Origin of the sequence: Sulfurimonas sp. (genome assembly GCF_034005705.1) — a bacterium.
Taxonomy (GTDB): domain Bacteria; phylum Campylobacterota; class Campylobacteria; order Campylobacterales; family Sulfurimonadaceae; genus Sulfurimonas.
This window is the reverse complement of record NZ_JAVEUF010000001.1, coordinates 253,137-262,426: the sequence shown is the minus strand read 5'-3', so window position 1 is coordinate 262,426 and position 9,290 is coordinate 253,137. Positions and strand designations below refer to the sequence as shown.

At 37.5% G+C, this 9,290-nt stretch carries 19 protein-coding genes; 6 read left to right on the top strand and 13 right to left on the bottom strand.

Annotated elements, in window-relative coordinates; translation table 11 throughout:
* The 6 genes from RBR61_RS01420 to RBR61_RS01395 form a co-directional block, all read left to right on the top strand.
* Nucleotides 1-273: ArsB/NhaD family transporter (locus tag RBR61_RS01420; RefSeq protein ID WP_320341718.1), on the top strand; the 273-nt coding region annotated here is incomplete at its 5' end.
* A gap of 65 nt (nucleotides 274-338) precedes the next feature.
* The gene (locus tag RBR61_RS01415) at nucleotides 339-1,187 is read left to right on the top strand and encodes a S1-like domain-containing RNA-binding protein (protein WP_299854992.1); all 849 of its coding nucleotides are present in this window, start codon (nucleotides 339-341) and stop codon (nucleotides 1,185-1,187) included.
* A gap of 1 nt (nucleotide 1,188) precedes the next feature.
* The gene (locus RBR61_RS01410) at nucleotides 1,189-1,395 is read left to right on the top strand and encodes a hypothetical protein (protein ID WP_299854995.1); all 207 of its coding nucleotides are present in this window, start codon (nucleotides 1,189-1,191) and stop codon (nucleotides 1,393-1,395) included.
* Nucleotides 1,396-1,404: 9 nt separating this feature from the next.
* Entirely contained in the window at nucleotides 1,405-2,094 is a 690-nt protein-coding gene (locus tag RBR61_RS01405) for a lysophospholipid acyltransferase family protein (protein WP_299854997.1), read from the top strand.
* Nucleotides 2,095-2,147: 53 nt separating this feature from the next.
* A complete protein-coding gene (locus RBR61_RS01400) occupies nucleotides 2,148-2,450 on the top strand; it encodes a chorismate mutase (RefSeq protein ID WP_299854999.1) in 303 nt (100 codons plus the stop codon).
* A gap of 5 nt (nucleotides 2,451-2,455) precedes the next feature.
* Entirely contained in the window at nucleotides 2,456-3,193 is a 738-nt protein-coding gene (locus tag RBR61_RS01395) for a rhodanese-like domain-containing protein (RefSeq protein WP_299855002.1), read from the top strand.
* Nucleotides 3,194-3,227: 34 nt separating this feature from the next.
* Here RBR61_RS01395 and infA read toward each other — a convergent pair whose 3' ends face one another.
* Genes infA through rpsQ form a run of 13 tightly spaced genes read right to left on the bottom strand, consistent with a single transcriptional unit; the run spans nucleotide 3,228 to nucleotide 9,281 of the window.
* On the bottom strand, nucleotides 3,228-3,446 hold the full coding sequence (gene infA, locus RBR61_RS01390; protein WP_008338996.1) for a translation initiation factor IF-1: 219 nt from the start codon (nucleotides 3,444-3,446) through the stop codon (nucleotides 3,228-3,230).
* A 16-nt stretch (nucleotides 3,447-3,462) separates the two neighbouring features.
* Nucleotides 3,463-4,221 (bottom strand): type I methionyl aminopeptidase, encoded by a 759-nt coding sequence (map, locus tag RBR61_RS01385; RefSeq protein WP_320341717.1) that lies wholly within the window; start codon nucleotides 4,219-4,221, stop codon nucleotides 3,463-3,465.
* Nucleotides 4,222-4,224: 3 nt separating this feature from the next.
* Complete coding sequence (gene secY, locus RBR61_RS01380; protein ID WP_320341716.1) at nucleotides 4,225-5,487, bottom strand: preprotein translocase subunit SecY; 1,263 nt, start codon at nucleotides 5,485-5,487, stop codon at nucleotides 4,225-4,227.
* Nucleotides 5,488-5,489: 2 nt separating this feature from the next.
* Nucleotides 5,490-5,888 (bottom strand): 50S ribosomal protein L15, encoded by a 399-nt coding sequence (gene rplO / locus RBR61_RS01375; RefSeq protein ID WP_320341715.1) that lies wholly within the window; start codon nucleotides 5,886-5,888, stop codon nucleotides 5,490-5,492.
* Between the two features lie 3 nt (nucleotides 5,889-5,891).
* Nucleotides 5,892-6,332, bottom strand: a complete 441-nt coding sequence (gene rpsE, locus RBR61_RS01370; RefSeq protein WP_137011595.1) for a 30S ribosomal protein S5 — start codon at nucleotides 6,330-6,332, stop codon at nucleotides 5,892-5,894.
* Between the two features lie 8 nt (nucleotides 6,333-6,340).
* The gene (rplR, locus tag RBR61_RS01365; protein ID WP_320341714.1) at nucleotides 6,341-6,697 is read right to left on the bottom strand and encodes a 50S ribosomal protein L18; all 357 of its coding nucleotides are present in this window, start codon (nucleotides 6,695-6,697) and stop codon (nucleotides 6,341-6,343) included.
* 13 nt (nucleotides 6,698-6,710) lie between these two features.
* Nucleotides 6,711-7,247 carry a 50S ribosomal protein L6 gene (gene rplF, locus RBR61_RS01360; protein ID WP_320341713.1) on the bottom strand — a complete coding sequence of 179 codons (537 nt, stop codon included), beginning with the start codon at nucleotides 7,245-7,247 and terminating at the stop codon, nucleotides 6,711-6,713.
* Nucleotides 7,248-7,256: 9 nt separating this feature from the next.
* Entirely contained in the window at nucleotides 7,257-7,652 is a 396-nt protein-coding gene (rpsH, locus tag RBR61_RS01355) for a 30S ribosomal protein S8 (RefSeq protein ID WP_320341712.1), read from the bottom strand.
* 48 nt (nucleotides 7,653-7,700) lie between these two features.
* Nucleotides 7,701-7,886 (bottom strand): type Z 30S ribosomal protein S14, encoded by a 186-nt coding sequence (locus RBR61_RS01350; RefSeq protein WP_320341711.1) that lies wholly within the window; start codon nucleotides 7,884-7,886, stop codon nucleotides 7,701-7,703.
* Nucleotides 7,886-8,431, bottom strand: a complete 546-nt coding sequence (gene rplE, locus RBR61_RS01345; RefSeq protein WP_320341710.1) for a 50S ribosomal protein L5 — start codon at nucleotides 8,429-8,431, stop codon at nucleotides 7,886-7,888. Before rplE ends, RBR61_RS01350 begins: the two co-directional genes overlap by 1 nt.
* Nucleotides 8,432-8,434: 3 nt before the next feature.
* Entirely contained in the window at nucleotides 8,435-8,665 is a 231-nt protein-coding gene (gene rplX, locus RBR61_RS01340; RefSeq protein WP_152298658.1) for a 50S ribosomal protein L24, read from the bottom strand.
* Nucleotides 8,665-9,033, bottom strand: a complete 369-nt coding sequence (gene rplN / locus RBR61_RS01335) for a 50S ribosomal protein L14 (protein ID WP_320341709.1) — start codon at nucleotides 9,031-9,033, stop codon at nucleotides 8,665-8,667. The genes rplX and rplN overlap by 1 nt, the downstream gene beginning before the upstream one ends.
* Nucleotides 9,033-9,281, bottom strand: a complete 249-nt coding sequence (rpsQ, locus tag RBR61_RS01330; protein WP_137011579.1) for a 30S ribosomal protein S17 — start codon at nucleotides 9,279-9,281, stop codon at nucleotides 9,033-9,035. Before rpsQ ends, rplN begins: the two co-directional genes overlap by 1 nt.
* Between the last annotated feature and the right edge of the window lie 9 nt (nucleotides 9,282-9,290).

Sequence of the window (9,290 nt, the reverse complement as noted above, 5' to 3'; positions counted from 1 at the left end):
GCAGCTATTTTATCCGCTGTGATGAACAATATGCCTACCATTATGATTATGGATATAGCACTAAGGGATATTGCAAATGATGCGATGATATATGCAAACATTATAGGTTGTAATCTAGGTCCAAAAATGACACCTTTTGGCTCGCTTGCCACACTTTTATGGCTTCATACGCTAGAGAAAAAAGGGATAAAAATTGATTACTACTCATATACAAAATTTGGACTTCTAGTAACTCCTATAGTTTTGTTAGTTGTCCTACTCTCACTGCTCTAAAGACGATATAATGGCAACCTTATTTCTCAAGCACTTTGAGATAGACGGAATTACAAGGAAACTACATGCAACAAAACGAACACTTAGAACTAGGTATCATTAACACTCTCAGAATTGATAGATTCACTCCACATGGAATCTTTTTAGAAGCACTTGATGGTAAGGATGTTCTTCTGCCACAAGCTTATGTAACAGAGGGCATGCAAGAAGATGAGCTTTTAGAGGTATTTTTATATACGGATTCTGAAGATAGATTAGTGGCAACTACACTCTCACCAAAAGCTATGCTAGATGGGTTTGGCCTATTTGAAGTAGTCGATATTGCACCATTTGGCGCATTTGTAAACTGGGGTTTGCCAAAAGATCTCTTTGTTCCTAAAATGTTTCAAAAAGAGCCATTTAAAGTTGGAGACAAAAGATTTTTAAAAGTCGTTTATGATGATAGAACTCACAGACTTGTAGGAACAGAAAAGTTGGGAGATTTTTTTGAGCGTAGAGTAAAGGGTTTGGTGCAGCATAAAGAGGCAGATATCCTTATCATCGCAAAAACTCCACTTGGATATAAGTGTATAGTTGAGGGAAAGTACGAAGGATTAATTTATCATAATGAGATTTTTGAAAAGATAGAGATAGGCAATCAAAAAAAAGCTTTTGTAAAAAATATTAGAAAAGATGGCTGTATAGATTTATCGCTTCAACAAAGCAGTGCAAAGAGAAAAGATGCTTCGGTAGAAAAAGTTCTTACACTTTTAAACGAAAATGGTGGCAGTATGCCTTATAACTACAAGAGTGATGCAGAACTGGTAAAAGATGTTTTTGAACTAAGTAAAAAAGAGTTTAAACGCTCTTTGACTGCGCTTGTAGATAGCAACGTTATTGAAGTTAGAGAAAACGGTATATACCTAAAGAGCTAAGATGGCAAAAAACAAGAAGAGTATAGAACTACATGAGAGAAAAATATCATTTAAACTTGAGAATGTTTCTTATGATGTTATAAGATTTTATCCAACAAAAATGACACTTGATGTTATGGTTTTTGAAAATGGTATAAAAGAGGGAATTAAAACACTCCCTTTTGCTCATCTGCCAAAAGAGATAAAAAAAATTATAAAGCCAAACTAAGGGGTAGCTTTGACACTAAATCAGATAAAAATAGCAATTTATGCGATATTTTTAACCAACTATTATGGATTTAAACTCACACGCTTAAAAGATTCAAAAGATAAAAAGAGGTTAAGAGTTGAGTATGCTAGTAAATTACTTGGTAAGTTAAATATAAAAATAAACATCATCAACAAAGAGAAGCTTCCACAAAATGGCCAATATCTTTTAATCTCAAACCATAGAACCATTATCGATCCTCTTATAGTTGAAATTGCCACAAAAGATAGCTCTATATTTGGTTATTGGATAGCAAAAAAAGAGCTTTATAACTCACTGTTTTTTGGAAAATTCACTAAAAATGCTGGGACTATTTTACTAGATAGAGAAGCTTCTCAAATGAGTGGTTTTTTTAAAGATATAAAGCAGCGCACAAAAGAGGGAAACTCTATTTTTATATTTCCTGAGGGAACAAGAAATAGCTCAGATTCACCTCTAGCTGAGTTTAAAGAGGGCTCTGAGATTATTGCAATTAAAAACAGACTTCCAATTCTTCCTCTTTATATACGCTCCAGAGCAGAAAATATTTTATTATCTGCTATCAAAGATTCAAAACAAGAGCGTATTATAGAAGTAGAAATAGGTGATATACTTGATTATAAAAATAGAGATTTGTCACTTCAAGAGGCTTATATAAGAGCTTTTAATATAGTTGAGTAATCAACTTATTATCTCTTTTTAGATAACATACTTTACTACAAATGGAGAATAAAATGTCAAAAGTAAAAAAATGCAACTCTCTGCAAGAGATAAGAAGTGAGATTGATAAAATTGATGATTCATTAGTGGAATTAATTTCTCAAAGAAGTCACCTTGTTCGCCAAGCAGCACAGTTTAAAAATAGTATTGAAGAGGTCAAGGCTGAAGATAGGGTTGATTATATCTTACAAAAAGTACGTCATTCTGCCATTAAAGCTGATGTCTCTCCTAACATGATTTCTGACCTTTTTAGAATCATGATTAATGAAATGGTTGAGACAGAAATATCAGAATTTAGAAATACACAGACATTTTAACTACTATGAAATTTATACTAATACTTCTTTTTGCTATACATCTAGCTGCTTATGACGCTTTTATAAAACCAGAGCAGTTACATAATATCTTAGAAGAAAAAAATCTTATCCTCCTAGATGTAAGCGACTATTCATCTTATGATCAAAGCCATATTTCTGGTGCTATCCATGTTGATATCTCTAAGTTTAAAAAAAGTAAGTATGCAAGACTTGCTGTAAACTATAGTAAAAAAGTAGAAGATGCTATGAGTAAGCTCGGCATAAATAACGACTCAAACGTAGTTATTTATTCAAGAACAAATAGTAATGATTATCTAAATACAACCTATTTAGCATCTATATTTTTACAGCATGGATTTAATAACGTATCTATACTAGATGGTGGATATATGGCATGGGTCTTTAAATATAACGATATAGTTACCTCTAAAGAGTCAAAATCTTTACAAAAAGGTAATTTTAAAGTGCTCTCTAATCCTCTTGTATTAGTAGGTGATGAGTACTTAAATCAAGGTTCAGAAATAATTCCAGCTAAGAGTGTTAAAGAAATTTTCTTTGATGATTTGACGCTAAAGAATGAGCTAGAGCTAAAAAAACTCTTTGCAGACGAACTCTCTTTATCTAAAGATAACAAGGTTGTCATATACGGTGATACCCTTTTAACCTCTTGCGCTAATTGGTATGTGTTATATCAAATGTTTGATTTAAAAAATATGAAGATTTATAAAAGTTCTACGGAGTAAGTATTTTTAAAAAAGAGGCTTGCACCCCCTTTTTTTATTTGTATCTATAAGTGATACGCCCTTTATCTAAAGAGTATGGTGTTAGCTCTAGTTTTACTTTATCGCCTGGTAATATCTTTATATAGTGCATACGCATTTTTCCTGCGATATGACATAAAATGATATGTCCATTTTCTAACTCAACACGGAATGTTGCATTTGGCAAAGCCTCTATAATCTTGCCATCAACTTCGATAACATCTGATTTAGCCATTTTAATCCTTTTTTTCTCAAGCCAGAGATAAAATTTCAGCTTTACCATTGACAACTGCAACAGTATGCTCGTAGTGTGAACCGCGTAAACCATCGGCACTAACAACATCCCACTTATTTTCTAAGATAAGAGGTTTTGAATCCTTTTGACAAACCATAGGCTCCAAGCAAAAAACCATCCCGTTTTTAATCTTAGGACCGCCCTTTGCATCTTTTGCTTCCAAGTAGTTAGGGATCTCAGGCTCCTCATGAGGTTTCTTACCGATACCGTGACCGCAGAAACTGTGAAGCGGCACAAAGCCTCTTGAGCGGATGGAGTTCTCCAGTACCGCAGAGAGCTCTTTAAATCTCATACCTACTTTTATAGCCTCAATAGCCTCATAAAGAGAGTCTCTAGCACAAGCAATAAGCGCTTCATCTTGGGGAGTTATCTTGCCCACGGCTACCGTTATTGCCGCATCGCCGAACCACCCATCAAGTTCCGTTCCGATATCATAACCGATAATATCGCCCTCTTGGAGCTTATAATCAGTCGGGATGCCGTGAATGATAACTTGATTGAGTGATGTGCAAACGGAGTTCGGAAAGCCGTAGAGACCCTTAAAAGATGGCTTTGCACCGTGAGAGCGGATATACTCCTCAGCCATAGCGTCAAGCTCTTTTAAAGAGACTCCGGGTTTTGTGTTTTGACGAAGTAGTTCTAACGCGCCGCCGACAATCTTGTTAGCAGCGCGAAGTTTCTCTATCTCTAGAGGTTTTCTAAGCGCAATGGCCATTTTTTAAAGACCAACCGCGCTTAATGTTTGATACTTACTCATATAAACCTGAGCCTCGATCTTTCTCATAGTGTCAAGTGCAACCTGAACAACGATAAGAACCGCAGTACCGCCGAAGAAGAATGGAACACCCATCCCTTTTATTATCATGAACGGTAAAGTTGCAACAAGACCTAGATATAGTGCACCCGTAAATGTAAGATTACTTGCAGTAGTGTTTAAGAACTCTGCCGTTGCATTTCCTGTACGGATACCGGGAATAAAACCACCCTGCTTTTTCAAGTTTTCAGATATATCTTTTGAGTTGAAAGTGATCGATGCATAGAAAAATGCAAAGAAAACAACAAAAAGAAATGTCAAAAAGTTAAAGAAATAACTATTAGGGTTCAAATAATCTGCAATTGCAAGTACAGTAGGATTGCTGCTGCTTGATAAAACAGTCATTGGGAACATAAGTATCGCACTAGCAAAGATAACCGGAATTACACCCGATAGGTTTACTTTAATAGGAATATAGTTCATAACTCTTTTATTTTGATTCTGCATCATAACTTTTTTAGCGTAAGTAACAGGTACACGGCGCTCACCAAGTTCAACATAGATAATAATGCCTACTGTTGCCAATATTAGAGCAAGGATCGCTATTACAGTCAAGAAACTCATAGCTCCAGTATTTACCATAGTGATCGTCTGACCGATCGCGCTTGGAATTGCTGAGACGATTCCAGCGAAGATGATCAATGATATACCGTTACCGATACCACTTTGTGTAATCTGTTCACCAATCCACATCAGAAGCATAGTTCCTGCCACCATTGATACGGCAGATACAAGTATAAATGTGTTGTGATCGATTAATATTGCGCTGTTACCGTTAGGCCCTGTAAGACTCTGAAGTCCGACACTGATACCTATTGCTTGAATGATTGTAATTACGATTGTCGCATAGCGGATAATCTGCATATACTTAACCATTCCGTCACGCTCTTTTTTCATCTGACCAAGAGGTGCAAATGTAGCCGCTAAAAGTTCCATAATAATGGAAGCGGTGATATATGGCATGATTCCAAGAGCTATGATTGACATTCTCTCAACAGCATTACCGCTAAACATATTGAATAAGCCTAGTGCATCTGATTGATGTGAGTCGAAGAATGAAGCGATAACAGAAGCGTCTACGCCCGGAACCGGCACGTATGCCAGTAGGCGATAAATAAATAAAAACCCGATAGTAATAAGTATCTTATTTACTAGATTTTTATTCACGACTATTTACCTGTAGTAGTAACGTTGTCGTCTTTAATTTTTGATGCTAGATCTTTAGCAGTAGCACCAACCAACTTGACTTTAGTAACACAAGCAGCTATTTTATGAACACCACGGATACTATCCATAGTAATTTCAGAAAGCTCAGCAACTGCTTTTATTTTCTCAACGTTGATTACGTACGGCTTGATTACACGAGAAGTAAATCCAATTTTTGGAAGTCTTCTTGCAAGTGGCTGCTGTCCACCCTCAAAGTTTCTTTTTCTGCTGTAACCAGTACGAGCTTTTTGACCTTTAGATCCGCGAGCTGCAGTCTTACCAGTTCCCGAACCTTGTCCGCGACCGACTCTTTTACGGCTCTTTACAGAACCTTCTGCCGGTGTTAAATTTTCAATACCCATCATCTATCCTTTTAAGCGACCTAGTGCTTCGACCGTAGCGCGCACTAGTGTACCTGGATTGTTTGAACCTATTGACTTTGTAAGTATGTCTTGAATACCTGCAAGCTCAAGAACAGGACGAGTAGCACCACCCGCGATTACACCTGTACCTTCTGATGCCGGCTTTAAAAGAACACGACTTGCATTGTACTTATGTTCAATGTCATGTGCAATTGTAGTACCTTTGATACTAACTTTACTTAGGTTTTTAAACGCATTATCTACCGCTTTTTTAATAGCGTCCGGAACTTCTTTCGCTTTTCCGGCACCAAAACCGATAGTACCTTTTTTATCACCAACAACTACAAGTGCTGTAAAACGAAAACGACGTCCACCTTTTACAACTTTTGTAACACGGCCTATATTAACAATTGATTCTTCAAAATCTTCTCTATTGATTTCCATCTTAACCCCTAGAACTTAATTTCGTTTGCACGAAGTGCGTCACCAAATGCAGCTATAACACCGTGGTATTGGTAACCATTACGATCAAATACAATTGAAGTGATGTTAGCTGCCTTTAGCGTAGCAGCAAATGCCGCACCTAGTGCAGCTGCACCATCTTTGTTTGCTTTTTGACCTATTGCTTTTGAATTTAGCGCACACAATGTCGTAGCGGTTGCATCATCAATAGCCTGAACACTCAAATAACGATTTGAACGAAACACAGAAACACGAGGAAGTGAAGCACATCCAGATATTTTTGCACGAATACGACGCTTTCTTTTTAAGCGATTAGCAATTTTGCTTTTTAGTACTTTTGCTTTCATCTATACTCCTCCCTTATTTCTTAGAAGTTTTACCGGCTTTACGCACGATATGTTCTTCCATGTATTTAACACCTTTACCTTTGTAAGGCTCTGGCGGACGGAATCCTCTAACTTCAGCAGCAACTTGACCAAGCGCTTGCTTGTCATGGCTCTTTAGAGTAATAACGTTCTTCTCAACACTAGCTTCGATCGCCTCTGGCAATTCGTAGTTGATATCGTGAGAGAAACCAAGCTGCAGGTTAAGCACTTTGCCGTTTACGGCTGCACGGTAACCAACACCGTTGATCTCCAGCTGCTTAGTGTAACCAGTTGTTAGACCGATAACAATATTTTGAGCCAATGCACGATATGTTCCCCAGAACGCTCTGTGTTCACGAGAATCTGAAAGAGTAGCAAAAGTTAAAACATTACCGTCTATGTTGAACGCAACGTTTCCTTTTGTATCTAAATCAACACTATTTTTGCCTTTAGCAAAAGTTATAACATTTCCGTTTGCACTAACTTTGATATCAGATGCAAACTCTACAGGTAATTTACCAATTCTTGACATGCTATCTCCCTACCAAACCGTACACATTACTTCACCGCCGATACCAAGCTCGTAAGCTTTATCGTTTGGTAAAATACCGCGTGATGTACTAACAATAATAGTTCCGTAACCATTCTTGAAACGCTTTATCTCATCTCTGCCTTTGTAGACGCGACGTCCAGGCTTAGATACTCTTTTCATTTCATTGATAACAGATTTACCGTTTTCACCATACTTCAATACAACATTGATCGTTTTTTTAACGCCGTCTTCAACAACGTTGCTGCTCTCAATGTAACCTTTTTCAACTAAAATGTTTGCCATTGCCTCAACACTCTTAGAGTGAACAAGCGTAGTAACATCCAATCTTCTCATACCAGCATTACGAATACGTGTTAACGCATCCGATACTAAATCATTTATCATCTATTTTTCCTTTGCTAATCATTAGAAGTTTCAAGCGGCAGCTTTTGCTTACCAGCTTGACTTTCTAACGCCTGGGATTAATCCCTCATTTGCCATTTTTCTAAAACACACACGACAGATTCCAAAGTCGCGAAGAACAGAGTGTGGACGACCACAGATCTGACATCTTGTGTAAGCGCGAACTTTGAACTTTGGCTCTCTTGCTGCTTTAGCAATCATCGATTTCTTAGCCATTAGTTGCTCCCTTTAGTAAAAGGCATACCCATTTTCTCTAAAAGAGCAAATCCTGCCTTATCAGAATCAGCAGTTGTAACAACTGTGATGTTCATACCATGTATTTGCATAATTGAATCGTAATTGATCTCCGGGAAAATCAACTGCTCCTGCACTCCAAAGTTGTAGTTTCCACGACCGTCGAAACCGTTTCTTGGTACTCCACGGAAGTCTTTTACACGTGGAAGAGCAAGAGATACAAGGCGATCAAAGAAGTTATACATCTTTTCACCGCGAAGTGTTACACGAACACCTACAGGCATACCTTCACGTACCTTGAAACCAGCAACTGATTTCTTAGCTATTACAGTACTTGCTTTTTGTCCTGCAATCGCAGTAATCGTGTCTTCGATATTTTGCATAAGTTTATTATCTTTCATTGCGAAACCCGCACCTACAGAAATAATGATCTTCTCTAATGCAGGTATCTGCATAGGGTTCTTTATTCCAAGGTCAGCCTGAAGTTCAGATTTTAAACCTAAATATTTTTCTTTCATACGAGCCATTGATTATGCCTCCACTTTACGAACATTTGAAACATCTATAGGCATCTCTTTATTGATATGTCCGCCTTTAGTGTTCTCTTCTGTTGGTTTGATTGCTTTTTTAGCTATTTTACAACCCTCAACTATTACCTTGTTTTTCTTCGGTAATACTTCAAGTACAGTAGCTTTTGTTCCGCGATCGTCACCGGCGATGATCTCTACAGTATCGCCTTTTTTGAATTTAAACTTTGCCATTAAACAACCTCCGGTGCAAGAGATACGATCTTCATAAAACCGCCGTAACGTACTTCACGAGCGATCGGGCCGAAAATACGAGTACCGATTGGCTCTCTCTTGTCATCAAGTATAACAGCTGCATTATCGTCAAAACGAATTAAAGAGCCGTTCTCACGGTGGATCTCTTTGCTTGTTCTAACAACAACAGCCTTTACAACTTTACCTTTTTTAACTTTAGCAGTAGGAGTCGCTTTTTTTACAGAAGCGATGATAACATCACCGACTCTTGCATAACGACGCTTAGAACCGCCAAGTACCTTAATACACATAACCTCTTTTGCACCTGTATTATCAGCTACATTTAAACGTGTAAAAGCTTGAATCATTACTCAGCTCCTGATACTACTGTTTTAAGTCTAAAAGATTTAGTCTTAGAAAGAGGACGACACTCGATTGCTATAATCTCATCACCCACTTTTAACTCATTGCGCTCATCGTGTACCAAGTACTTTTTGAAACGCTTTACAACTTTGTGGTAACGAGGGTGCATTACACGGCGCTCAACAACGATAGTCGCTGTTTTCTCACCTGCAATTTTAACTACATTACCTTGAATTTCACGTTTATGTGTCATTGCCAGCCC

Excerpts from the sequence above, each read along its gene's own strand:
- infA (WP_008338996.1), bottom strand. The coding sequence starts at position 3,446 with ATGGCTAAATCAGATGTTATCGAAGTTGATGGCAAGATTATAGAGGCT.
- rpsE (WP_137011595.1), bottom strand. The coding sequence starts at position 6,332 with ATGGAAATCAATAGAGAAGATTTTGAAGAATCAATTGTTAATATAGGC.
- rplO (WP_320341715.1), bottom strand. The coding sequence starts at position 5,888 with ATGGGTATTGAAAATTTAACACCGGCAGAAGGTTCTGTAAAGAGCCGT.
- rpsQ (WP_137011579.1), bottom strand. The coding sequence starts at position 9,281 with ATGACACATAAACGTGAAATTCAAGGTAATGTAGTTAAAATTGCAGGT.
- rplF (WP_320341713.1), bottom strand. The coding sequence starts at position 7,247 with ATGTCAAGAATTGGTAAATTACCTGTAGAGTTTGCATCTGATATCAAA.
- rplN (WP_320341709.1), bottom strand. The coding sequence starts at position 9,033 with ATGATTCAAGCTTTTACACGTTTAAATGTAGCTGATAATACAGGTGCA.
- RBR61_RS01350 (WP_320341711.1), bottom strand. The coding sequence starts at position 7,886 with ATGGCTAAGAAATCGATGATTGCTAAAGCAGCAAGAGAGCCAAAGTTC.
- RBR61_RS01395 (WP_299855002.1), top strand. The coding sequence starts at position 2,456 with ATGAAATTTATACTAATACTTCTTTTTGCTATACATCTAGCTGCTTAT.
- map (WP_320341717.1), bottom strand. The coding sequence starts at position 4,221 with ATGGCCATTGCGCTTAGAAAACCTCTAGAGATAGAGAAACTTCGCGCT.
- rpsH (WP_320341712.1), bottom strand. The coding sequence starts at position 7,652 with ATGATAAATGATTTAGTATCGGATGCGTTAACACGTATTCGTAATGCT.
- rplX (WP_152298658.1), bottom strand. The coding sequence starts at position 8,665 with ATGGCAAAGTTTAAATTCAAAAAAGGCGATACTGTAGAGATCATCGCC.
- rplE (WP_320341710.1), bottom strand. The coding sequence starts at position 8,431 with ATGGCTCGTATGAAAGAAAAATATTTAGGTTTAAAATCTGAACTTCAG.
- RBR61_RS01415 (WP_299854992.1), top strand. The coding sequence starts at position 339 with ATGCAACAAAACGAACACTTAGAACTAGGTATCATTAACACTCTCAGA.
- RBR61_RS01400 (WP_299854999.1), top strand. The coding sequence starts at position 2,148 with ATGTCAAAAGTAAAAAAATGCAACTCTCTGCAAGAGATAAGAAGTGAG.
- RBR61_RS01410 (WP_299854995.1), top strand. The coding sequence starts at position 1,189 with ATGGCAAAAAACAAGAAGAGTATAGAACTACATGAGAGAAAAATATCA.
- rplR (WP_320341714.1), bottom strand. The coding sequence starts at position 6,697 with ATGAAAGCAAAAGTACTAAAAAGCAAAATTGCTAATCGCTTAAAAAGA.